At 39.2% G+C, this 25,385-nt stretch carries 17 protein-coding genes and 1 pseudogene; 12 read left to right on the top strand and 6 right to left on the bottom strand.

Annotated features, from left to right (window positions below; genetic code table 11):
* The first annotated feature begins 71 nt into the window (after nucleotides 1–71).
* From tilS to D7Z94_RS10330, 6 genes and pseudogenes are all read left to right on the top strand, one after another.
* A complete protein-coding gene (tilS, locus tag D7Z94_RS10355; RefSeq protein ID WP_120711485.1) occupies nucleotides 72–1,379 on the top strand; it encodes a tRNA lysidine(34) synthetase TilS in 1,308 nt (435 codons plus the stop codon).
* Nucleotides 1,376–3,376 (top strand): protein-disulfide reductase DsbD family protein, encoded by a 2,001-nt coding sequence (locus tag D7Z94_RS10350; protein WP_120711484.1) that lies wholly within the window; start codon nucleotides 1,376–1,378, stop codon nucleotides 3,374–3,376. The genes tilS and D7Z94_RS10350 overlap by 4 nt, the downstream gene beginning before the upstream one ends.
* A gap of 96 nt (nucleotides 3,377–3,472) precedes the next feature.
* Nucleotides 3,473–5,872: a penicillin acylase family protein gene (locus D7Z94_RS10345; RefSeq protein ID WP_120712014.1), complete on the top strand. Its 2,400-nt coding sequence runs from the start codon at nucleotides 3,473–3,475 to the stop codon at nucleotides 5,870–5,872.
* Nucleotides 5,873–5,877: 5 nt separating this feature from the next.
* A complete protein-coding gene (locus D7Z94_RS10340; protein ID WP_120711483.1) occupies nucleotides 5,878–7,413 on the top strand; it encodes a YifB family Mg chelatase-like AAA ATPase in 1,536 nt (511 codons plus the stop codon).
* A 440-nt stretch (nucleotides 7,414–7,853) separates the two neighbouring features.
* Nucleotides 7,854–10,274 (top strand): T9SS type A sorting domain-containing protein, encoded by a 2,421-nt coding sequence (locus D7Z94_RS10335; protein ID WP_120711482.1) that lies wholly within the window; start codon nucleotides 7,854–7,856, stop codon nucleotides 10,272–10,274.
* Between the two features lie 47 nt (nucleotides 10,275–10,321).
* A pseudogene (locus tag D7Z94_RS10330) lies at nucleotides 10,322–11,065 on the top strand (YifB family Mg chelatase-like AAA ATPase); the annotation flags it as partial.
* A 144-nt stretch (nucleotides 11,066–11,209) separates the two neighbouring features.
* Here the strand turns inward: D7Z94_RS10330 and D7Z94_RS10325 are convergent.
* Together D7Z94_RS10325 and D7Z94_RS10320 are read right to left on the bottom strand one after the other, a co-directional pair.
* Nucleotides 11,210–13,513: an FAD-dependent oxidoreductase gene (locus D7Z94_RS10325; protein WP_120711481.1), complete on the bottom strand. Its 2,304-nt coding sequence runs from the start codon at nucleotides 13,511–13,513 to the stop codon at nucleotides 11,210–11,212.
* Between the two features lie 50 nt (nucleotides 13,514–13,563).
* Nucleotides 13,564–15,228 carry a sodium:solute symporter family protein gene (locus tag D7Z94_RS10320; RefSeq protein ID WP_120711480.1) on the bottom strand — a complete coding sequence of 555 codons (1,665 nt, stop codon included), beginning with the start codon at nucleotides 15,226–15,228 and terminating at the stop codon, nucleotides 13,564–13,566.
* A 296-nt stretch (nucleotides 15,229–15,524) separates the two neighbouring features.
* On the opposite strand from D7Z94_RS10320, the gene D7Z94_RS10315 reads away from it, so the two are divergent.
* Both D7Z94_RS10315 and D7Z94_RS10310 read left to right on the top strand, forming a co-directional pair.
* Nucleotides 15,525–16,541, top strand: a complete 1,017-nt coding sequence (locus D7Z94_RS10315; protein ID WP_120711479.1) for a LacI family DNA-binding transcriptional regulator — start codon at nucleotides 15,525–15,527, stop codon at nucleotides 16,539–16,541.
* Between the two features lie 396 nt (nucleotides 16,542–16,937).
* Nucleotides 16,938–18,254: a serine hydrolase domain-containing protein gene (locus tag D7Z94_RS10310; protein WP_120711478.1), complete on the top strand. Its 1,317-nt coding sequence runs from the start codon at nucleotides 16,938–16,940 to the stop codon at nucleotides 18,252–18,254.
* A 283-nt stretch (nucleotides 18,255–18,537) separates the two neighbouring features.
* On the opposite strand, the gene D7Z94_RS10305 is transcribed toward D7Z94_RS10310, so the two are convergent.
* Together D7Z94_RS10305 and D7Z94_RS10300 are read right to left on the bottom strand one after the other, a co-directional pair.
* Nucleotides 18,538–19,185 (bottom strand): hypothetical protein, encoded by a 648-nt coding sequence (locus D7Z94_RS10305; RefSeq protein ID WP_120711477.1) that lies wholly within the window; start codon nucleotides 19,183–19,185, stop codon nucleotides 18,538–18,540.
* Nucleotides 19,186–19,202: 17 nt separating this feature from the next.
* Nucleotides 19,203–20,069 (bottom strand): BKACE family enzyme, encoded by an 867-nt coding sequence (locus D7Z94_RS10300; RefSeq protein ID WP_120711476.1) that lies wholly within the window; start codon nucleotides 20,067–20,069, stop codon nucleotides 19,203–19,205.
* Between the two features lie 754 nt (nucleotides 20,070–20,823).
* Between D7Z94_RS10300 and D7Z94_RS10295 the strand changes: the two genes are divergently transcribed.
* A complete protein-coding gene (locus D7Z94_RS10295; protein WP_120711475.1) occupies nucleotides 20,824–21,411 on the top strand; it encodes a hypothetical protein in 588 nt (195 codons plus the stop codon).
* A gap of 145 nt (nucleotides 21,412–21,556) precedes the next feature.
* On the opposite strand, the gene D7Z94_RS25640 is transcribed toward D7Z94_RS10295, so the two are convergent.
* On the bottom strand, nucleotides 21,557–21,700 hold the full coding sequence (locus tag D7Z94_RS25640; protein WP_158594620.1) for a hypothetical protein: 144 nt from the start codon (nucleotides 21,698–21,700) through the stop codon (nucleotides 21,557–21,559).
* A 274-nt stretch (nucleotides 21,701–21,974) separates the two neighbouring features.
* Here D7Z94_RS25640 and D7Z94_RS10290 point away from each other — a divergent pair, with 274 nt between their 5' ends.
* From D7Z94_RS10290 to D7Z94_RS10280, 3 genes are all read left to right on the top strand, one after another.
* The gene (locus D7Z94_RS10290) at nucleotides 21,975–22,544 is read left to right on the top strand and encodes a GNAT family N-acetyltransferase (RefSeq protein ID WP_120711474.1); all 570 of its coding nucleotides are present in this window, start codon (nucleotides 21,975–21,977) and stop codon (nucleotides 22,542–22,544) included.
* Nucleotides 22,526–23,557: a hypothetical protein gene (locus D7Z94_RS10285; protein ID WP_120711473.1), complete on the top strand. Its 1,032-nt coding sequence runs from the start codon at nucleotides 22,526–22,528 to the stop codon at nucleotides 23,555–23,557. Before D7Z94_RS10290 ends, D7Z94_RS10285 begins: the two co-directional genes overlap by 19 nt.
* Before the next feature lie 338 nt (nucleotides 23,558–23,895).
* Nucleotides 23,896–24,477 carry a recombinase family protein gene (locus D7Z94_RS10280; protein ID WP_120711472.1) on the top strand — a complete coding sequence of 194 codons (582 nt, stop codon included), beginning with the start codon at nucleotides 23,896–23,898 and terminating at the stop codon, nucleotides 24,475–24,477.
* Nucleotides 24,478–24,646: 169 nt separating this feature from the next.
* Here the strand turns inward: D7Z94_RS10280 and D7Z94_RS10275 are convergent, their stop codons facing one another.
* Nucleotides 24,647–25,276 carry a response regulator transcription factor gene (locus D7Z94_RS10275; protein ID WP_120711471.1) on the bottom strand — a complete coding sequence of 210 codons (630 nt, stop codon included), beginning with the start codon at nucleotides 25,274–25,276 and terminating at the stop codon, nucleotides 24,647–24,649.
* Nucleotides 25,277–25,385: the final 109 nt, after the last annotated feature.

Here is a 25,385-nt window from a genome sequence, read left to right as displayed (position 1 = left end):
TTGGCAAAGGGGAACAATTGTCTTTGTTTCCGATAAATCTCAACTATAAACTTTTCCGCTACCTTTGTTTTGTGTTAGCAAAATTCAAGAAACATATCAAAAGAAAATTTCCTGAGTTGGTAGGGAAACCATTTCTTCTGGCCTGTAGCGGGGGAGTGGATAGTATCGTATTGGCCCATCTCTGTCACCATACCGAATTGGATTTTGCCATAGGCCACTGCAATTTTCAGCTAAGGGGTGAGGAAAGTGATATCGATGAAATATTTGTAAAGGATTTGGCTTTTGAATTATCTAAATCTTTTTTTTCAACACGTTTTGAAACAATGGATTATATTGCTAAAAATAAAGTATCGGTTCAATTAGCTGCACGTGAACTTCGGTATCAATGGTTTGCTGAGGTAATGCAGGAAAACCATATTGAAATTTTGATGACGGCCCATCAAGCGGATGATAATTTGGAAACCTTTATGATCAACCTTTCCAGAGGTACGGGAATTGATGGTCTTACCGGTATCCCCGAAAAGACGGATACAGTGGCACGACCTTTATTGCCTTTTACCAGATCCCAAATTCTAGAGTATGCTAAAGTTGAAAACTTGGCATGGCGTGAAGATAATAGCAATTCGGACACCAAATATTTACGGAATAAAATCCGGCATGAAATTGTACCTAAACTAAAAGAGCTCCATCCAACTTTTTTGGAAAACTTCAAAAACACCCAACAGTATATTACGGGGACCTCCAAATTGGCCGTGTTATATATAGATCAAATCAGGAAGACTGTTTTTCAGCGTGAAGATGGGATAATACGGATTAGTGTGGCCTCCGTATTAAAATTGGAGCCTTTGGATGCCCATTTGTTTGCCCTCTTCAAAGGATATGGTTTTACGGAATGGAACGATGTAAAATCTTTGCTTACGGCCATGAGTGGAAAAGAAGTGCGCTCTAAGACGCATAGAATGGTAAAGGACCGGGATTTTCTTTTGTTGGCTGAAATCAAGGAAGAGAATACAAAGGATTATTACATTTCTAATGATGTAGGGGAAATCCATACCCCGATCCACTTAAGGATAAGCCAAGTATTGCATGTTAAGGAAACCTCAAAGAATGTACTATATGTGGCCAAGGAAACGTTAAAGTATCCACTGACCTTAAGGAAATGGCAAAAAGGCGACTATTTTTATCCTTTGGGAATGAAGGGCAAAAAAAAAGTCTCCAAATTCTTTAAGGATGAGAAAATGGATAGTATTTCCAAAGAAAAACAGTGGTTGCTATGTTCTGGTGACGCTATTGTCTGGGTGGTAGGAAAAAGAGCTGACGAACGTTTTAAGGTTGTGGATAATACCTGTGAGATTGTAAAATTCGAATTGAATACATGAAAAACATAGTACTTTTTATAGTATTGGTTTTTAACGGTTTATTGTCCTTTGCACAGGATGACGAAAATCCCGTGCTTTGGTCCCATAAAGCCAACAAAATCTCGGATACCGAATATGAACTTGTTTTTACGGGAAAAATCCATGAGGGCTGGCATGTGTATTCCCAACATACGGCTGAAGGGGGAGCATTCCCCAGCGAATTCAAATATGAAGGGTCTGGTATAGCGTATGAACTTCTGGGGAAGACCAAGGAAAGTAAAACAATTACTGAGTACAGCGATATTTTTGAGGTCGATGAAACCTTTTTTAAGGAGAAAGTTGTATTTACCCAAAGAATTCGATTGTTAAATCCCGATGTTCGGCAAGTTGATGTAAACCTCTGGTATCAAGTCTGCAAGGAAGTTTGTATTCCTGCTGAAGAGAACTTTTCGTTTTCTTTGGATGGAGGTGCCATCATTACTGAAGATAAGGTGATTGACGAAAAAAGTGAGGCCTTGAGTGCTTCGCTAAGATTGAATTTAAAGAACAAAGAGCTTTTGCGAGATGTCGAGATTGGAACTTCGGAATCCGAATCCGGCATATGGACTATTTTTGGTCTCGGTTTCTTGGGTGGACTAATTGCGCTATTGACCCCTTGCGTTTTTCCCATGATACCGCTTACGGTCTCATTTTTTACAAAACAGTCGCAAAAGAAATCCAAAGGAGTGGTCAATGCATTATTGTATGGTTTTTTTATCATATTGATTTACTTTTTGTTGAGCGTACCTTTTCATCTTTTTGATTCCATCGATTCGCAAATATTGAATACCATAGCCACCAATATTTGGCTCAACCTCTTTCTCTTTTTGGTATTTGTGTTCTTCGCCTTTTCATTTTTTGGTTATTATGAACTTACCTTACCAAGTTCATGGGCCAATGCCATGGATTCCGCTTCCAACAAGGTGGGTGGTGGATTGGGTATTTTCTTTATGGCGGTTACTTTGGCTATTGTCTCTTTTTCCTGTACAGGCCCCATTTTAGGTGGGTTACTGGGAAGTACCACTTTGGCCGAAGGGGATGTGGCCACCAATCTATCAGCGGGAATGTTGGGCTTTGGAATGGCCCTGGCCTTGCCCTTTGCCCTTTTTGCCCTTTTTCCGGCATGGCTGCATTCGTTGCCCAAATCCGGGGGATGGATGACCACGGTGAAAGTGGTATTGGGCTTTTTGGAGTTGGCCCTAGCCTTTAAATTCCTTTCCAATGCCGATTTGGTAGGGAATTGGGGAATCTTTAAAAGAGAGATTTTCTTGAGCATTTGGATTGTATTGTTCCTGCTCTTAACGCTTTATCTTTTTGGAATTTTTCGCTTTCCCCATGACGGACCGAGGCAGAAATTATCGCCTATACGAATAGGCACAGGAGTGGTAAGCGTGGGATTTTCCTTGTATCTTATTTTAGGCTTGTTTAATGCCTCCAGTTTAAAATTGCTTAGTGGTTTTCCACCTCCGGATTTTTATAGTGTAAAGTCCATCGAGAGCGATTGTCCCTTGGGCATTGATTGTTTTAAGGATTTTGAGGAAGGTCTTTCCCATGCCAAACGGGTCAATAAGCCTATACTATTGGATTTTACGGGTTGGGCCTGTGTAAACTGCCGTAGGATGGAAGAAAAGGTATGGAGCGAACCAAATATTTATTCGGTATTAAAGGAGGACTACGTTCTTATTTCCTTGTACGTAGATGATCGTAAGGAGCTTCCGGTATCGGAACAGTTCAATTTTAAATTCGATTCAGGTCGGGTGAAATCCATTAAGACCATAGGTCAGAAATGGGGAACGTTTCAGACAATAAACTTCAACGCTGCCTCCCAGCCATATTACGTACTTATGACTTCGGATTTGGAAGTGCTCAATTCGGCAGTACAATATACCGATAAGGATACCTATCGTAATTGGCTACAGCAAGGGTTGAGAAATTTTGAACAAACAAGGGGAGCTATTGCCAAAGTTCCACAGCTCTAAAATCATTCTAGCTTTTGATGGATACAACAAAATGCACCTCCAAAGGTGTTTTTTATTGTTAGTAATACCCCTATCTTAACTGTAAAAATGGTACAGATGGGAAAATTTAAAATACTCGGATGGATTCTTTTGGCAATCCTGGGTATTTTCATTTTATGCGGAGGGATATTCATTAATTCACTTACCCCTACCTACGAAGGAGAGCAGCAACTTTCTGGTCTTTCTGAAGAAGTAAACGTATACTTCGATACCTATGGCATTCCACATATCTACGGCAAAACCAAAAAGGATGCCTTCAAAGTAATGGGTTATGTACATGCTCAAGACCGATTATGGCAAATGGAATTATTACGAAGGGTAGGCAGGGGAGGTCTTTCGGAAATCTTTGGAAGGGATTTGGTAACAACCGATCAATTTTTTTTGTCCCTGGGAATTGATGATGCCTCTTTGGAAACTGTGGCTTCGCTTGATATGGATCATGAAATGGTTCAGCTTGCCCAAGCTTATTTGGAAGGCGTAAACCAATTTGTTTTAAGCGGACCCACACCCTTGGAGTTTTATCTTACCGGGCTTAAAAAAGAACCTTTTACATTGAGGGACATTTATAATACAGTTGGGTATATGGCTTTTAGCTTTGCCATGGCGCACAAGACAGATCCCTTATTGACCAATATAAAAAACCAGCTAGGTCCGGAATACCTCAAAGATTTGGAAATTAACGTGGATACCAGTAGTATTTGGATTAAAAATCACAAAGGATTTCCTAATGATTCTGTGCAAAATACCATTGCTGCTATGGTTTCGGATGCTCTGGGACAAATAGCGCTTCCGTTTTTTGAAGGCAGCAACAGCTGGGTAATTTCACCCACAAAGACCAAGAATGGGAAAGTCATTTTTGCCAACGATCCCCATATCGGTTTCTCTCAACCTGCCGTATGGTATGAGGCCCATGTGATAACCCCTACTTACGAAAAGTATGGGTATCATATGGCCGGCATTCCCTTCCCGATACTGGGGCATAACCGTCAGTTGGCCTATGGGATGACCATGTTCGAAAATGATGATGTGGATTTTTATTTTGAGGAACCACATCCCTCCGATAGCTCAAAATACAAAACGCTCGATGGATGGTCCGATTATGAAATGGTTTCCAAAACCATAAAAGTGAAGGATTCTGCTGATGTTTCCTTTCATTTTAAAAAAACGGTCCATGGCCCAATACTCAACGGAATAGCTGACCAAGTAACCGGTGAACGCCCCATAAGCATGTATTGGATTTACACAAAAGAAGAGAATAAAGTAATGCATGCGCTTTATGATATGATACACGCCTCCAATATTCAGGAGTTTCAGTCTGCCCTAAACAATATCCATGCGCCCGGTCTCAATATGATGTATGGCGATGCAAAAGGGAATGTGGCTTGGTGGGCTACCGCCAAGTTGTACCAAATTCCGGACGGCCTTCAGACCAAATTGATTTATGAACCCCTTGCCGGGCTGCCGCTGGAAAGGGAATATTTGGATTTTTCGCAAAACCCACAAGCAATAAATCCGCCATGGAACTATGTGTACTCGGCCAATAATCAGCCGGATTCCATTGCTGGGATGTTGTACCCTGGATATTACCTACCCGAGAATCGTGCTCGGAGAATTGTCCAATTGTTGGAACAAAAAGATGATTGGGACAGGGAAGCAGTCGTCGAAATGATTACCGATGTCACATCCCCGGTACATCCCGAGGTTGTAGATGATTTGGTGAAATCTTTGGATTTAAAACAGCTAAATAACTTGCAAACTAAGGAGTTGGACGCATTGGTGGACTGGCAAGGCGACTATCCCTTGAAAAGTGTTGAGGCCACTGTTTTTACCAGATGGATCTATCATTTCCTTAAAAATACATTTGCCGATGAGTTAGGGGAGGAATTATTCGCACAAGTTTTAGAGACCCATTTCCACAAAAGATTGATTGCCCCCATGGCAGCAAAATCAAATTCGATCTGGTGGGATGACATCGGAACACCCGAGGTAGTAGAGACAAAAAGGGAAATCGTACAAAAATCCTTCGCACAGGCATTGGAATCCTTGGAAAAAGACTTTGGTAGCGATAGGAACAATTGGACCTGGAATAAGGTACATACAGTAGAACATGGTCACCCCATCGGTCAGCTAGCAGTTTTTCGTTCTTTCTTCAATGTGGGCCCTTTTCCGGTAAACGGCACAAGGGAGGTCATAAACAATATGTATTTCGACTTTGATGACACCGGACTTTACAATGTAAGTACCGGACCTTCCACTCGTAGGATAATCGATTTTTCCGATATAGAGAATAGCATCAGTATCCTACCTACCGGTCAGTCCGGGAATCCATTTAGTCCCTATTACGAGGATCAGGCCCAAATGTACGTCAATGGCGAATTCCGAAAAATGATGATGAATAGGGAAGAAATAGAAGCAACTTCAAAATCTTTACTTACATTTAAGCCTACACAAGATTAACATATATGCTTACAAAGGTTTATGGGAGTGCCGTTTTTGGGGTTGAGGCCACGACCATAACAGTGGAAGTTAATGTAGATAGGGGAGTGGGGTATCACTTGGTAGGCCTTCCGGACAATGCCATTAAGGAAAGCAATTACCGAATCGCAGCTGCCTTGCTCAATAACGGCTACAAGATTCCGGGCAAAAAGATTACCATCAATATGGCTCCGGCCGACTTACGAAAAGAGGGCTCGGCCTACGATCTTACGCTGGCTGTTGGCATATTGACCGCATCCGGGCAGATTCAGTCCGACAACTTGGAGAAGTATATCATCATGGGCGAACTGTCTTTGGATGGCAGCCTTCAACCTATAAAAGGCGCTCTTCCCATTGCCATAAAGGCCCGGGAAGAAGGGTTTACCGGATTTATCCTACCCAAGGAAAATGCAAAGGAAGCAGCTATAGTATCCGATCTAAAGGTCTATGGGGTGGATAATATCAAAGCGGTCATTGATTTTTTTGACACAGGGGAACCCTTAGAACAGGTAATTGTGGATACCCGGGAGGAGTTTTATAAAAACCTCGATTTTCCCGAATTTGATTTTTCGGATGTCAAAGGTCAGGAAAGTATAAAGCGCTGTATGGAAATTGCAGCGGCTGGAGGTCATAACATTATATTAATCGGTCCGCCGGGTGCCGGTAAGACCATGCTGGCCAAACGTTTGCCTTCCATTCTTCCGCCTATGACCCTACACGAGGCCTTGGAGACCACCAAAATCCATAGTGTGGTGGGCAAGATTAAGAATATGGGGCTTATGAGCCAACGTCCTTTCCGGAGTCCCCACCACACCATTTCGGATGTAGCCTTGGTCGGCGGTGGGGCCTATCCACAGCCTGGAGAAATATCGTTATCGCACAATGGCGTGTTGTTCCTGGACGAATTGCCCGAGTTTAAAAGAGGGGTTTTGGAGGTGTTGCGGCAACCTCTGGAAGATCGGGAAGTAACCATCTCTCGGGCCAAGTTTACGGTAACTTATCCCAGTAGTTTTATGTTGGTCGCCAGCATGAACCCAAGTCCAGGAGGCTATTTTAACGACCCGGATGCTCCCGTAACTTCTTCCCCGGCTGAGATGCAACGGTATTTGGGTAAGATTTCAGGGCCGTTGCTGGACCGTATTGATATCCATATTGAAGTGACGCCCGTTCCTTTTGAAAAACTGTCCGAGGATCGAAAAGGGGAGGGTAGTGTGGAAATCCGGAAACGGGTCATGGCAGCACGGGAAATCCAGACCCAACGATTTTCTGAATTGGACAATGTGCATTATAATGCCCAAATGAACACCAAACAAATTCGAGAATTTTGTAAACTGGATGATGCCTCGAAAGAACTGTTAAAGAATGCGATGGAACGCCTGAACCTTTCGGCAAGGGCTTATGACCGAATTTTAAAGGTCGCTCGGACTATTGCTGATTTAGAAGATGCAAAAGAAGTCAATGGCAATCATATTGGTGAGGCTATTCAATACAGGAGTTTGGATCGTGAAGGGTGGTTGGGGTGAAACTATTTTCTACTTGTGTAACCGCCAGTTGCAAACTCGTGGTAGCGGGGGGTGATGAACCAACGTCCTTTTCCGTCACCCTATCATACCATTTCTGATGTTTTATAATTATGAGGACAATTATTATTAATTAAAGGATTTTTCAAAGTTGAAATTAGACGAAATTCAATCTAATTAGATAGTTGTCTACTTGATGTTGAGGGTCTCAATAAAGTTTCGTTTTAGAGGATTTCTTTAATCCAATCTATCAAATTTAAGGCCGGAATTCATCAACAAAATCGGATTATCACCCTCTCTTTAAGTTTGTTCTTCTATGATGATGAGCATTTTTCAATACCAAAATCAAAGGCAAAAATTTGTTTAATTTTTGGGTAATTAAACATATGACTAACGAAAGTAAATACTTACTTTTATGTTTTTAAGCTTCTAAAAACTCGTTTATGAAATCGTCACTATTTATCCTTTTTTTTGGTATTGCCACATGCTCACTTACCGCACAAACGAACATCTACGTTTCCAATAACGGCATTAATACTGGCACTAGTTTACCTACCATTAACAACCCAGCTGGAACATTGGAAAACGCCTATTATTATATAAAAAATAACCTTTCTAATTCCAATAATCAGGCTATTACCCCAATAAATGTATATCTCATGAATAATGGAGGCGATGTTAAAATTTCTAATGGTACTAATCAACTAGTGTGGGATATATCAGGTACTTCATCTTGTCAAATAACCTTAACATCATATGGGAACTCCAGTAGATCTACACTTACAAGAAATGGAGATTCAGGCCACATGTTATATATAGAGAAAGCGAATTACTTAAAAATTAAAAATATAGATTTTAATAAGGTGGCAAGCGGAGCAATTTTAATTGATAACGGGGATAATAATGAAATATCCTTTTGTTCTTTTCATGGGGATGGAAATGGTGTCGCAGCAGTAAAATCAGGAGTTATTTGGATAGGTATTAACCAAAATTACATAGGGCAAAATTCTGAAACTTCCTCCGACAATACCATTAAACACAATCTTTTTTACAACATCAAGGTGAATTCCGATAATTCCTTTGCGAGTTATCATCATGCTATATATGTTTCACAAGGTGCCCATAATAATACAATTACCTTTAATAATATAAATTATGCTCCGGGCATAGGCATTTTTGCGAATCACGGAGATTATAAAAATAATTATATTTCTGCAAATATGATTACCAAAACAAATGGTAATTATACCAATTTTACAACAGGATTATATCTTTCCCTTGAATTGAACTCTAAGCCAAATGTAGATAATGGCGCTCCGAACTCTATTACTGGAAACTTGTGTGCAAATAACTACGTTAACGATTTGGAACATAATTTCGGCGTGTCTATTAATGATGCACTTCTTCAATTTAACAATACCAAATCTAGTAACAAACATTACACCAATTTGTATCCCAGCGACCCTTATTGGTTAGGCTATACCGCAGATAAAATTACAGATCGAATAGTCACTGGTGATTTCGATGAAGATGGCTCGGTCGACGATGTTGCTGCATTTTATGATTTAGGAGGTCAAACCAAAATTCATGTTTGGCAATCTAAAAATGGTCATAAAGCCTTTGAGTATTCATCTTCCAACGGTTGGTGGCATGGAACGTCATTGACACCTTCGACGATAACCAAAAGGGTAGTTGTCGGTGATTTTGACCATGATGGGTACAAAGATGATATTGCCGCAATACATAAAGGAACTACGGGCACTGGTATTTTAGCTTGGATATCCGATGGTTCTAAGTTCCCTGCAGCTGAAGTTTGGTGGGGATATCGAACGTGGTATCATGCTGATAAAGTTACTGGCAGAGTGGTTTCTGGTGACTTTGATGAAGATGGTTGGGAAGATGATATTGCCACTTTCTATGATTATGGAAATAATCTTACTAGAATTCATGTTTGGCGTTCAAATGGCGTTGATGGATTTGATTATATGGGAAGTACGACACAATGGACTGGGTCGAACTATTCTGCATCGGCAATAACCGACCGTTTAGTTTCTGGAGATTTTGATAATGATGGCTATTCGGATGACATTGCCGCTTTTTATGACAATGGCAACAATAGTACTTTACTAAATGTTTGGACGTTTGACAAAATAGATTTTTTCGAGAAGGAAACTTGGTGGAATGTATCCGGTTACAATGCAAATATGATAACGGGTCGTGTCGTATCTGGAGATTTTGATGGTAACGGAATCGACGATATTGCTACATTTTATGATTATGCAAACAGTAATGCAAGAATTCATACTTGGTTATCTTCAGGTACTCACATAACTTATCAAGGTAGTAATGGTTGGTGGAAAGAAAATACAAATGGCTATAATGTTCAAAACATTACGGGAAGAGTAGTTTCGGGAGATTTCAACAACGATGGAAAGTATGATATTTCTGCTTTTTATGATTACTCCGGTGCTTTAGGTAGTATTCGAAGTAATGTATGGCATTCTAGTGGCACTAGTAGTTTCACTCGAATCAATCATTCCTTAGGGTATCCTTGGCTAACTGATTTTTCTTATTTCCCCGATGGAACGGCTAATTTAATGGCTAGAATGGAACCTAATACCCATAAAGAAGAACAAGAATTAATTCGAGTATATCCGAACCCTACAAGTGAACAGGTTCAATTCGAATTTAAAGACATTCCACTGAGTATAAAAGTCTTTGACCTTAGTGGAAGGTTAGTCATAGATAGAATTATGTTCGACAAAAGTTATATTTTGGATGTTAGTGATCAATCTTCAGGAATTTATTTTTACAAAGTAAATTTTACGGATCAAACTCTAGAAGGTCGATTGATTATTGAGTAACAAAGGTCCGACTTATTGAAGTACTCAAACCTTTAACCCAGGTATATATTATAAATTATTTTAAGCCCCCCACATTAGACACTATCACAGATGTAGCCTTGGTCGGCGGTGGGGCCTATCCACAGCCTGGAGAAATATCGTTATCACACAATGGCGTATTGTTCCTGGACGAATTGCCCGAGTTTAAAAGAGGGGTTTTGGAGGTGTTGCGGCAACCTCTGGAAGATCGGGAAGTAACCATCTCTCGGGCCAAGTTTACGGTAACTTATCCCAGTAGTTTTATGTTGGTCGCCAGCATGAATCCGAGCCCCGGAGGCTATTTTAATGACCCGGACGCTCCCGTAACCTCTTCCCCGGCTGAGATGCAACGCTATCTGGGTAAGATTTCGGGGCCGCTTCTGGACCGTATCGATATCCATATTGAAGTGACACCTGTTCCCTTCGAAAAGTTGTCGGAAGATTGCAAAGGGGAGGGTAGTGTGGAAATCCGAAAACGGGTCACGGCAGCGCGGGAAATACAGACCCGGCGTTTTGAGGAATTGGACAATGTACATTACAATGCCCAGATGAATACCAAACAGATTCGAGAATTCTGTAGGTTGGACGATGCCTCAAAGGAACTGCTCAAAAATGCCATGGAACGTTTGAATCTTTCGGCACGGGCTTACGACCGTATCTTAAAGGTCGCCCGCACGATAGCCGATTTAGAAGACGCAACAGAAGTTAATGGAAACCACATTGCTGAAGCGATTCAGTATCGGAGCTTAGATCGAGAAGGTTGGTTGGGGTAGGTTTTGGGTCACATGCGTGGCCACCAGTTGCAACTGGCCATGGTAGGATGTAGATTTTTGTAGTTCAGTCTGCGCTGTTGACTTTATGGTGGGAGTCTCAAAATACATTCGTTTTGTGCGACTTTTGCCCTTAAGAGGAAACGTTCAAAGATAATTTTCGGAATATGCTGAAATTTTATAGAGACCGACGGGAATATTCTCGTCTTTTTTGGCCAAAATAATAGTTAGCTCATTGGTATTTATGGGTTCATCAAATACTACTGTATTAATGGCTTGATAATTGTCCGACTTTTCATAAATCATGTTCTTTTTGTCGTCATAGATTTTATATTTTTTGACCGTAAACGGAATTTCAGCATTTGGATGTGTAACAAATACGGATGGAAGCGCATTGTCAAAATCACAATCAAAAAATAAACGAAGCATGCTTATTTTTTGTTTCTCCCACCAGCTTATTTTAAGCTCTGAATTTTTATCATTCAATTCGGCCTGCCAAACATTTGAATATCCGTCAGCGGTGGGTCTTACATTGTTATTCAAAATATTTTGGGAAGAAAAATTCTCAACTGGCGGCTCGATAGTCATAGCAATATTCTTGCCGCCGGGCATTTTTTCGGGTGTCCAAAAATCAAAAGCATCAATTCCTATATTTTCCGGGGGCTCTTGTTTTCCATAGTTTGAAACTGCAGGGGTTTCCTTTTGTAGAACCGTCATGACTCCTATAAAACGCTCGTCCGACAGCATAATATCAACTGCTTCATTCTGCATAAAACATACATAGGCATAAAAGTTCTCATCAATGTTCTTGTCACTGGAAAATGTAATTTCTTGTATGCCTTTTTTTAACTGAAATGTTTTCGATTCTAAATCGATATCTGGTGTAAAGTGGGTTTTCTTAGAACTCCTTTTCAATATTAAGGTAATTGATGTCTCTTCTGAAGCCTGTAATTTCACCTTGAAAATGTAGGTGTTATTTGCTGCCAGAGGAAGAATCTGAGCCATATTGAATTTTAGTTTCTTCCATTCCCCACACGATTTTATTTCACCAATTTTTAATTCTGAAGTAGATGAAATAGTGGCACTTTGAATTAAATCACTAGTATCTTCGAGGTTCAATCTCGGAATGCTCTGACCTTCTCTGTTCAGAGCCAATTGTAGCATCCCGATTTTATCTTCTTCTGCTAGTGTTCTCGGCGTCCATTTATTTTTTAGGCATAGTGCGACTGCCTTACCAACTGCTTGTCCACCATGTGAACAGGTCAACATGACCCGTGAAGAGCCAAATGCAACATGTGAAGCGCTAATTATTCTGCCGGCTAAAAAAAGATTGTCAATGTCTTTGCTGTAGTAGCAGCGGTATGGTATTGAATAGACCCCTTTGGTGTGCCATTGCGTACAAGAATTGTGTTCACTATAAATACCATCTGCAGGATGTAAATCCATCGCCCAGCCCCCAAAAGCTACTCGGTCATAATAGTCTTTTTGATCTACAATATCTTTTTGAACAAGCATATAATCGCCCTCAAACCTTCTACTTTCTCTTTTACCGGGAATGGTTCCTACCCATTCCAAGGTCAGGTTTTCAGATTCTGGATATTTCCCGCTGTTTTTTACATAATCCCAAATGCCGTAAACTACTTTCCATAATTCAAACTTGATTTCTTCAGACTGATGGATGGTGTCAAGCCTTCCACCGTATTCAACCCACCACAGATTACAACCATGTTCATTTAATCTGTAATTGCGAATACGCGGCAATTCTGCAGCATTATTGATAGCAAATGAAGGCGCTATATACTCAACCGGTTTGCAAAGGTCTTTAGTGTAAAAATATAAGGAATGTCCCAGTAGGTTGCCATAGTCTTCGACATTTGGAGCGAAACCTTCGTCGAATTCCTCGGGTGTTTCGGCTCCCATTCTAAATGAAGCACCAGCTTGAAATGCTACAATACCATCACCTGAGGAATCGCAGAAAAATGGAGCTTCCAATTGATAAGTCGTTGCGTTTTGACTACAAAAGGCCTTTACGCTTTTAATTGTTTTGTCGTTTGATTTTTGCACCTCGTAAACAGCGGTATTCAATAATAGGGTAATGTTCTTTTCTTCGTACACTTTTTCCAAAAGAATAGTATCAAAAAGAAGCGGGTTTCCGTCTTTATTTCGTTTAAGATTATCCAACAAGATTTCATTGATCAAACCACCCTCTCTTGCCCATCTGTTGTTGTTGCCCATTGATGAGGTAGCGCCTAAAGCCCAAAGCCTGACTTCGCTTGATGCGTTGCCCCCAAGTACCGGCCTATCTTGAACTAGAATTACTTGAACGCCTTCTCTGGCAGCAACCACAGCCGTGCAAACTCCTGCTAAACCACCACCAACAACTACTAATTCAGTCCTTAACAATAGCAGTTTATTCTCTCGTATCGACTTTTCAAAACCTTCTATAATCATTCTTTTATATAAATATTAAAAAGTGGAATTTTGTTTCTTCGATTTTCATATTAATTATTTTTCAATGTCATTTTCTGTCCAAGTTTAGGATGGATAAAACTCGATATTAGTATTATTATTCCCCCAACAACAAGAATAATCCCTCTAGATTCGTCGGCCAAAAGGCTGAGGATAAGTATTAAAACACCGACTACAAATAGGGTTATAGCGAGTACTTTGAATCCAAATGTATTTTGTGATCTTGAACCTTCTTCTGCAATATCATCGGATACCTTTAGCTCTAGGTAATTTAAATAGTCTTGGCTCGTAGTATTTCTAAATGCAGCAGCTATTTCATAAATAAGTAATAGTGCAAAAGGAAGCCCTGTGCCTAATATCATTTCATTGGATGTAGATAGCGATGCACCAAATAATTCGGTCGCAAAAAGTTTGACTGCAAGGTTAATGACCAAGCTGATAATAGTTACTTGAAGAATAGATTTTCCTGAAAGCCTTTTCGAAAACAATGCCCAAATCGGAGGGGCGTATAACGATGCGGCCGTTAAGGCCCCAATACTTATAACAACATTTACAATTCCACCTGCAGCAGGGACTAAAAGAGCTACAATTATGGTTGCGACCCCAAAAAACAATGTTGATAATTTTGCCACTCTCATAGTTGCTTTAATCGAGGCCTTTGGCTTAATTACTTTAAAAAGGTCATTCGTTATTACAGACGCCGCAAGATTTAAGGTGGTATTTACAGAACTAGCTGTAGCAAAAATCATAGCCCCTAACATAAGGCCTAACATACCTAACGGTAGCACTTCTTTACTAATTAACAGGTAAGCTCCCTCATTTTCCAAACCGCCTAGTGAGGGATTTAATACACGATAAATCATTGGGGGCAACATCCATATAAATGGGCTTATTAAATACAACCAACTAAATGTCAGACCAACTTTTCTTGCAGACTTGGCATCTTTCACACTGGTAAACCTTTGGACGTAAGCCCAATTTCCACCAATGAATACGGTATTTGTAATAGCAAAGGCAATAACAAACCCCCAAGTATATTCGCCACTTGTCCAATCAAAAAAGTTTTCAGGCGCTTTAGTTACAAACTCAGTAATTCCTCCCACAGAGTCAAGTGATAAATAAACAACAACAAATACAACAGCGGTAAGAATAACAAATTGTAATACATCTGTAACAATAACGGCCCATAGACCACCAACTACGGTATATAAAAGTATTAAAGCACCAAGTGCAATGATACAAGCGTTAATAGGAAACCCTGTTGATACATTAACAATTTTTGCAACAGGGTATAAAAATGCACCTGTATTACCTAGTGAAACTATAAGAATTAAATATGTGTAAACCTGCTGAGGTTTTGCACCCAATCTATTTCTTACAAACTCGGCGGCCGTAAGGCTGTTGGTTTTCCACCATGCTGGAGCAATAAAATAGGCTACGAGAAAACCACCGACACACATTCCTACTTGAATTGTAATTGTTACCCAACCTAATTCATACGCGATAGAGCCCCACACTACAAAAGTACCAGCAGAGAAAAAACTCATAAAGAGAGACAAACCGTTTATGGGCCAAGGTACGGCACCACCTGCGGCGAAATAAGATTTCATGTCGCCCCCTCGCTTACGAAAAGCCAAACCGGCCATTACGATTACCAATGAAAATACTACAATAACGATGTAATCAATTGAACTCATTGTTGTTTATATTTTAAAAATGGCTGCTTCTTCTTTTAGAGCGAATGGTGGCAACCAAACATTTTGCGAGAAGTATTAATGAGGTATTTGCATTGACTTCTCCACACCCTCTAGGCGTTGTTCTACAAAGAGGCGATTTCCGATAAATGTAAATATTCTCATTCCCAACGAGTAACTTATACTAGCATAATTGCCTTTGAAGTGGCTATAAATCAACGGAAACGTTTCCGAAAACTCATGTATCCTACTTTCAAACCTTATTAATAATTCACTATTTTTAATTCAAAGGCTGATAAATGAAAAGTGTTACTATAAAAGATGTTGCTAAAAGATTAAACGTCTCTATTTCATCCGTTTCACGAGCCTTTAATAATTCATATGATATTAAAAAAGAAACAAGGGAGCGTATCTTAAGAACAGCACAGGAAATGGGTTATTATCCGAATCCCATTGCTCAGAAATTAACCCAAAAAAAGACTTTCAATATTGGAGTTGTAGTGCCGGAATTTATAAATGAATACTACTCTGAAGTGATTCGAGGTATCCAAGATATTTTGACTTCACTCGGTTATCAAGTTTTGATAATGCAGTCTGACAACAAGCATGAAAGAGAGTTAAAAAACGTCAAAACTTTAATTCATAATATGATGGATGGATTAATCATATGCCCGTCTGTCAAAAGTAAAAACATGGATTACTATCTTGATGAGATAAACAAGGGGTATCCCATTGTATTTTTAAATCGTATTGAACAAAGTTTTCCTGCCAATAAAGTGCTCTTCAACAATACAAAATGGGGTTTTTTTGCAACGGAACATCTTATTTATCAGGGGTATAAAAAAATATACCATTTATCAGGAAGCAATGATTTAGGAATAACAAAAGACCGCACCCAAGGATTCATTAAGGCTTTAGCAAAACATGGTTTTTCAAAAGACGATTACAAAGTCATAGAAACAGGTATATTACCTGAGAACGCCATGGCAAGGGTTCAAGAACTTATAGATAATAAGGATTTGCCTGAAGCATTCATGTGTGTTAATGACCTTGTCGCCCTGAGCACAATTTCCGTTTTGAGGCAAAACCAAATTGAGGTTCCGAATGACATAGGTGTAGTAGGATTCACAGAGACCAAAATAGCGGATTTGGTCTCTCCAAAATTGAGTAGCGTGAAACAACCCACCTATGAAATGGGCAAATCTGCTGCTGAAATGTTGATGAAAGTGATTAAAAAGGAAACTATGTCGTCAAATACCATTATATTAAATGGTAGTTTGAATATACGGGAATCTTCAATAAGAGCCAATCAATGAATACTGCATTGAAACTATCCCAGTGGGAAATTCGGTAAGTCCTAAAAACGGCCATTTTAAGACATACTTTTAATGTATTAATAGACCTAGACTATGTGCGTCCTGTTTGTGGTCTCTTTTATTCGACCCAGAAATTCAGGTTTTAAGGGGCTAAGATTTTATCCATTAACCTTTATGATATTAGATTAAAATCACCTAATTAGCAGGTTTACACATTTCATAAACCCATTTTGTCTGGAGTTGGAAAAAATATATGTGTATTACTTAAATAGATTTTCTTTAATTTTAGGTTGTTCTTGATAAAAGTACCGGAATATATAATAATCAACGAATTAATGGGTTTACTATTCAAACGTCCTGTGTCATTCCGAATCCGGACGAATACCATTTTTGTATATGTATCGATTTAAAGTCTTCGCCGGTTTGGTGATTTTATTACTTTTCCTATTTGTGCTGACTTTATGCAGCAATGATTCCATTTCAGCCACACATTCTTCAATAGAAACCTTCGATGAAGTCACCTATACATCACTAAGACAGAACAGTAACGTTTTGGATAAAGAACTACAAATTGCCCTGCAGCAAGCTGTTGACTCCTATTTTAGCAAGGCCATAGCCTCCGAGGAAGTTGTGGGTGCCGGTGTCAGTATTGTGCAAGGGAAACAGGTGCTGTTGGCGGATGGGTTCGGAATAAAAAATAGCCTTACAGGCCAAAAGGTAGACGGCCAAACGGTCTTCCGATTGGGTTCGCTTTCAAAGGGATTTACAGGAGTGCTTGCTTCATATCTAAAAGATGAAGGAAAATTGACCTGGGAAGATAAGGTCAGGGATTACATTCCTGAATTTGAGCTGGGAGATCGCGAGAATACGGAAAGTATCACCCTGGCCCATTTATTATCGCATACCTCGGGGGCACCTTATCACAGCTACACAAATCTGGTGGAGGCCGGGCTATCTATGGAGAAAATCGCAGGTCGATTTGCCGATGTACAGCCCATAAGCAAGCCTGGGGAAATGTATAGTTATCAAAATGCGTTATTTGCGCTTTCCGGGGAAATGATGAAGAAAGTTACCGGGCAGGAGATTACCACGTCCTTGGAAGAACGTTTTTTCAAACCACTTGAAATGTGCGCGACCACCATGGACTTTGATGCGCTCAAGAAGATAGAGAATAAAGCCAAACCACATGTTAAAGCAAGGCGTGGGTGGAAATCCGGCAAGTTAACCGACTCCTACTTTAATGCCGTTGCTGCCGGGGGCATCAATTCAAACGCTGAGGATATGGCCAAATGGATGCAGTTTTTGCTCGGTCACCGTCCCGATGTAATGAAACGCCAAGCCCTACAAGAAGCCTTTACGCCATTTGTTGAGATACCCGGGAGACAGAAGTACTATCAACGCTGGCCTGGACATATGGCCTCGTACTATGGTTTTGGCTGGAGAATCCACACCTATCGATCCGGTAACCCAGAGGTCGAAAATACTATCTGGCACCACGGGGGAAGTGTTAACCGCTTCCGTAATGAAATAGCGGTCTTTCCTGAGGAAGATTTGGGTATTTGCGTACTGCTGAATAACCAATCCAGAATAGCTCAGCGCGTGATTACTGACCTTTACAGTATCGTTCGAGAGGTCATTCGGACCCACACGGGCGAAACACCTCCGAAGCAGTCAGTGGTCAGTTCCCAACCCTCCGGATCAGCTGGAACATGAACTACATTACCGATAGGAATGTAAGGTCTAGGTCGTAAAGAAATCTCAAATGACAAACTCGAAATCGGAAGTACAAAACTAGAAGTACGGAATACGGGATTAGAAGTATGAAGTAGGGGAAAATAAAACAACTTTGACCCGAAACCCGAAACCCGAAGACCAAGCACCTAACAATCGACACTTCTTACCACTTAACATTTGAACTTGACACTTGTACTTGAGTTTACACTTAAACTTTGACTTCAAATCAATCGGGATGTAATTTGCTAATACCATGAGATTCCTACTTGGAATACCTTTTAAGCATGAAATTCCAATGTAACTTTTTGAAAAACCCAATGTGCAGACATAACCAAAGGTTTTGCGCATGAAGTTTTTCCTTAAACCTTATTGAGGATTTGTTAAAATATGCAGTAATGCTAAACGTAGAGCTACGACCCATTTCTGCCAATAACAAGTAGCATTGATATCTTAAATAAGGGGCCAAATTCCTTCCACGAAAAGTATTAAAGGTCCACATGTTTAGGAGGTAGGCTTCATTATTCGCGAGTTTAAACGCCTTCTTCTTAAAAACAAAGTCGTTCAATTCAACAAACATAAAGGCCGCACATTTTTTATGGTGCATTAACCCCATACATAGCTGCCCTTTTGCCATACCATTTAACATTTCCTGTTTATCAAGACCAGGCATATTACGACATATTTGCTCAACCTCTTCTAAATCCAAATATTTGACGCTATAACCGGACGAATCACCTTTTATCTTTGGGGCATTGTATCCAGATACTCCTTCCCTTACCCAATAATACGGGACAATTTCAATACCGATGCGCGCCAACCGATTTGTTATTCCGTGAAGGAATAGCCCGTGGCGAATAACATTCCAAAACCTATATATACTGGAGGAGTTTGAGTTTTTAGTTATGGGCATGACACAATACGTGAGATTTAAACTTTGAGGCCATAGACACCATTACCTTCGTTCAAGTTCATTTTTTTTCTAAATTCCAATGAGGTCATAATCTTTCTGGAATGCGCTTTGGCAATGGTATGTATTCTTTTTAATAAATCGGAATTTGTAGCTAATTTTGTCCTGTTATTATCATACCAAATATTATCTTCCAACCCCACTCTTACACCACCTTCAATGGCAATGGACAACGAATTCATCACTAGTTGGGCGTTTCCTATTCCGGCTAGGCTCCATAAAGAATTCTGCGGCAGGTCCTTTATCATGAGTCCGGCATGTAATAAATCAGCTTGGGCGCACGCAATATTTCCCAATAATAGATTAAAATAATACGGTGGCTTTATCAATTCCTTTTTCTCAAGATATTTGGCATAATTGACCATTCCGACATCAAATACTTCAAGTTCGGGCACAATTCCATTTTCTCTCATGGTGTAGGCCAGGTCTTGAATCATTTTTGGCGAGTTGGTACTGGCTATGGTATTGAAATTTAAAGAGCTTAAGGTTAAACTCCCCATATCCGGTTTTAACGAATCCTTTAAGAACAAGGGGTCGGCACGCTGTTCCAGTTTGCTGAATGTTCTGCCACTTAGTGAGACACAGATTACCAACTCAGGAGCATAACGACGGATACCTTCAATAATTTGAGCATATAATTCTTTCTTATAAGTAGGCACTCCGGTCTTAGGTTCCCTAGCATGCAAATGAACCATTGTAATGCCCATTTCATTGGCACTATGGACATCTTCTACAATTTCAGAAACACTTACTGGAACATGTTCCGTCATCTCCTTGGTAGGAATCATTCCTGTAGGTGTAAAATTAATTATCAAATTTTCAGACATACGACTCCGTAATTTTTTAAACGATTAACTTGGTGTCAAAACTTTAAAACGTTTAGTGCTATAGAAAGGAAATTCTCTATTTTTTACTTCCAGTTCTCGGGGGTCGAAATGAAAATTGATGACTTATTATTCAATAAGGATGTTCTAAATAGAAGCAAAATATACAAGATTCTGGTCATGAAAGTAGAAATTATAGCCATATGGAAAGGTTTCATGGTTATTGAGCAACTTCAAACCTATCTGATACTCTTAAGGTTAAAGCTGTTTTTTGGAATATTGTAGAAATTCCTTAAAAATATGAACATACAAAGTTAGAAGTACTAAACATGGAATTAGAAGTGCGAAATACAGAGTCAGAAGTGTGAAAAACGAGATGTGAGGTACGAAATACGAAAAATAAGAATATTTACAGTTCGCCGCTTCCCATTTACCTATTAACATTCGAACTTGGTACTTGAACTTGTAATTGAGTTTGCATTTGATTCTAACGTATTCCTAAGTCCACAACCTCTCATTGTAGGTTGCTAACTGATGGGAACTTGAGGCTAAATCAATGATCATAAGGTACCTAAGTACAAGAGAAGGGGGAACAACAGAGAATTATTTTAAATCATACCCCCCATTCTGTCCCAAGTGACAAAAGTCATAGTAGTTCTATATCACCCACTTTACATTTATACTAGACTTACTGTCTTTAGTAATACGATACAATAATTGTGGCCATTTCATTTTGGGAATTAATAAATACACTGCTATGAAACCTATTCGATTATTATTAGTGATTTTATGTTTTAACTCAATAAGTTGTGAAGATTCCGATGAACTTAATTTGTTCGAGATTAGAAATGAAAATGTGGTTTTTGTTGATGACGATCGATCCGTTTTTGGGCAAGGAGATTATTTATGGTTCAATATTAACGTTCCGACAATGCAGACTGATGCCTTTTTTGAAAGGGGTGTTGATATTTATAAAATGACGAGAGCCGATGCAACATTTTTTGGATTTTCATTGTTTGAGGCGGATGGTGACAGTTCTACCCCTTTGCGCTTTGGAGCGGATGAAATAATTATAGAAACAGGCGACCTACATGTTACTGGTTTCGAAGAATCGGCTAACACAAAATTACTTGGCGTCGCTAATTTTAGTAGTGGGACATATAAAATGAGAGTTGGAATCCCACTTGAAAGCAATGGTCAATTCTTCTTGGCAAATTCAGAAACAGGTGTAGGGGGTCAAGGTATGAGCTTTAACCCCAAGAATGGAAGTGATGCTCAAATTACCCTTTCTACGAAAATCAGAAATTCAGATTCGGAAGGCAGATACCATATCACCGTGAATTAAGATGGGTTGGTCAACATACTTGAACTTCACTCATCTGCAGGGATATGGAGGTTATGCGAACTATTAATTTCGTAAATGCTAAGTTTCTTAGATTATTGAAATCTTATAGGGGAAAGCTATAAGTTTATTCCATGGAGTTTTATGGTTACCGGATCTTTCCACCAATAATTTCATGCCCTTCATCAGTAAGTTCCCAATCTCCTTTCCCGTCTGGTTGCACCAGTCCCAAGAGCACAAGTTTATGTAGTCTGTTCTTCCTTTCCTGTTTGGGCGCAAAGTCAAGTGACATGGGTAATTTTTTTGGATTTCCAATCTACTAAATTTCCTACATTTAGACAATAGTAAATTTCATAATGTGATCATAAAAATAAAGACAGTTTACAATGAAGCGTTATGTAAAGGCAATGGAAATCTGGCTGGCCCGTGAAGAAAGGGTATCAGTTATATTGATTTGGTCACTCAACTGAAAATGAAAATTGCAACTTTCATCGGTTTCATGTCAATTCGGAGATATAAAGATGTATTTTACATATACATGACCAGGTTTATATACAATTGTGAAAATGAACATAGAAAAATTTTTCTCCTCTGAATTGATCCTTGAAAACGATTCGATTTTACTACGTCCTTTATCCATTAATGATATTGACAAAATAGAATCTATAAGCTATAATAAAGAATTAGGCGAATTTGGGGCAAGAATAAAAAACAGAAATGATTTAATAGATTATTTTAACTTCTGTCTAAATTCAAAAAAAGAAAAAGACCTATACCCTTTAATCATTCTTGGCAAGGAAAACCATAATCCAATAGGATTAACTATGTTGGGAAATATTAGTTTTCCCAACAAAAGGTTAGAAATAGGATGGACGTGGATTGGTGAAAAATTTCAGGGAACAGGTATCAATGCAATTTGCAAAGGACTTCTTCTAGATTATTGTTTTGATGTTCTTAATTTAAGAAGAGTAGAGTTTAAAATAGATATAAACAATCTTAAATCGCAAAAAGCAATAAAAAAGATTGGTGCCATTAAAGAGGGGCTTTTAAGAAATTACAACATTCAATCTTATGGAGAAAGTAAAGGAACTTACATTTACAGTATTCTCAAAGAAGAATGGGAAAAAAGCAAATAACATGGGCTCAATTTAAAGTGAGTGGTTTTAAAATTGTCGATTTACTCACTCCCGCACTAAAATTGGTCAAACTCTTGTCACATTTTGAAACATCCGTTGTACTAATGAAAAGAACCTACATTTTAGCTATTGTTTTATTCTTTGGCTGTAAAGAAAAAAATAAGGATTTCAATACAGAAAAAGGACATAATAAAACGATTATTGCGGACACTTATGAACTTATAAAGTCCAATGACTCTAGGGTGTTGTTAATCGTTTTTCCAGGAGGAGGAGCCACCTCAAAAGAGACCAAGGAAAATTTTAATATTGTTGAAAACGCCACGGGCAACAGTTTTTCTGTGCTTTTGATGAACTTTAATCGCCACTTATGGATAAACGAGGAGGATTCAGAAAAACTTAGTGCGGACATCAAGACAATAATAGAGCAGAATGATCTAAATACAGAGAAGATTTTCATTGGAGGAATATCTATTGGCGGAACTGTTGCAATTACAATAGCTAACTATTTGTCCAAATCGAATTCTTCAATCGAACCCAATGGGGTTTTTGTCGTTGATTCACCTATTGATCTCTACGCCCTCTATCAAAGCTCTCAAAAAGATATTTTAAGAAAGGATTTTTCGGAAGAACGACTCTCGGAACCAAAATTCATAATTCGGTATTTTGAAGAAGAGTTTGGCAGAAGTGACACCTTACTTACAAATATTCAGAAAGTTTCCCCCATAACGTTGCAGACAAGAAATACTACAAACATTAAAAATCTGAAAAACAAGAAATTACGATTTTATACAGAACCTGATACTTTATGGTGGAAAGAAAATAGACAAACCGATTTTGAAAGCACTAATGCTTATATGCTTCAAAAAACTTTTGAGATATTAAAGAGTGAAAATTGGAATAATGTTCAATTGGTTCAAACCGAAAATAAAGGCTTTCGTGCAAATGGCAAGAGACATCCACATAGTTGGTCGATTGTAGATACGGATGATTTAATAGAGTGGATTTTGGAGTAACTTCCTACAAATAAACATCATTGGGAAATGCGAAACTAAAAATATGAAGTAGTAAAAAATAAAACAACTTAAACCCGAAACCCGAAACCCGAAACCCGAAACCCGAAACCCGAAACCCGAAACCCGAAACCCGAAACTTGAACCATATACGTGGAATTTGATTTTTGAATTCCCATAAAATACGAGAGTAGAAATACGAAGTACGAGAAAATAAATATTTTACTTCCCGCTTCCTACAGTATAGCTTTCCGTAAATCGAAAATATGGGCCATAGAACTGTATTAGAAGTACCCCCTCTATTTTTATAACGATATTTGGGGATTGGAAAAGCAATTTCTATGAATGCAAGGTATATCCGTATCGATGCCCCGGACCAGCAAATGGAACATGGGTTGCACAATAAGTACTGCCATGAAAAGCTGTATCTAGACATCTGTAGCGGTTCGGTTCCATTTCATAAGCGACCCAGGGGAAAGGAACTCTTGGAGGACAAAAACATTACCTATGTCAGCGTCCGTGCTATCGATAGGTTAGGGCGCAACCTAATGGATATCCTATCTACCTTACGGCATTTTGACAACAACGGGATTATCCTAAAAGTGGATGACCTTGGCCTGGAATCCCTAGTTGTTGGAAAGCCCAATCCCACCTTTAAACTTATAATCAAAGTATTGACCAACATTGCGGAAATGGAGCGTAGGAACCTACAGGAACGCCAAAGGGCAGGTATTGAACTGGCAAGGGCCAAGGGCGTCTATAAAGGTAGAACCAAAGGTTCCAAGAAATCCAAAGAAGAGATTTTAGCCAAGTACAGTCATGTCATTAGGCGATTAAGGGAAGGCCATACCATGAGAAATACAAGCAGGTTATGCGATGTTAGTCTGGGAACCGTACAGAAGGTAAAGGCTTTGATAAACTAAAACGAATCCAAAACCACAGCTTCAAGGAAGTACCATAAACTTAAAGGCCCCCGGTAAATATAACGAAGACGCCAAAGCCCAAATTTCAGAATTCATATTCCAAGGAGGTAGCTACAATTTACCCCAATTTAAATTTGAATATTGAGATTTGCATTTTCACTTGTCTTTTTTATGCATACTCCAACTCCTGCAATTTGGAAAGCGCTTCCGATTTGGAATTGACATCCAGTTTTAGGTAGATGTTCTGTATGTGGAAATTTACCGCACTGGTCGTAACGAATAGTTTTTCCGCAATGGTCTTGTATGTGGCACCTTGGCAAAGGTAATCGATGACCTGGTTTTCCCGTTCCGAGAAATACTGCCTTGATTTTCTTTGGAAAATAGAAATAATCATTTTGGCAATGTCACTGCTTAAAGTTGCACCTTCACGCTCTACGGCGTCCAGGGAATTAAATAGACTTCTTTCATTTAATGGTTTGGTAACATAGCCATTGGCCCCAAACTTAAATGCTTTTTTGATAAGCTCAAAATCATTACTGGAACTCAACATGATAATTTTGACATCGGGGTCCTTTTCCCTAAATAGCGGAATACTTTCAATTCCACAACGGTCCGGTAATGCTATTTCTGAAAAAATAACATCTGGAAATACGTGATCATATGCGCATAGGGCATCTTTTATGGTGGGGTAGACGCCCTTTAACGCATATTCCAGAAACGAGTCAAAGTAGGTTTCATAGGTGTTGTGAAATAATCGTTCATGGTCTATAATAACAATTTTTAGTGGGTCCTGGTTCATACTGATTTGGGTTTTGTGGCGTACCCGTGAATTTTGTTAAAGCTATGGGCAGCCGTGGTTGTGGGGAAATTGTGGTTGAAAATCTTGGTAACATCATATTTAATGGTAT

The organism is Ulvibacterium marinum, assembly GCF_003626755.1.
GTDB classification, from domain to species: Bacteria; Bacteroidota; Bacteroidia; order Flavobacteriales; family Flavobacteriaceae; genus Ulvibacterium; species Ulvibacterium marinum.
The sequence above is the reverse complement of the archived record's forward strand: the minus strand, read 5'-3'. Positions and strand labels throughout refer to the sequence as shown.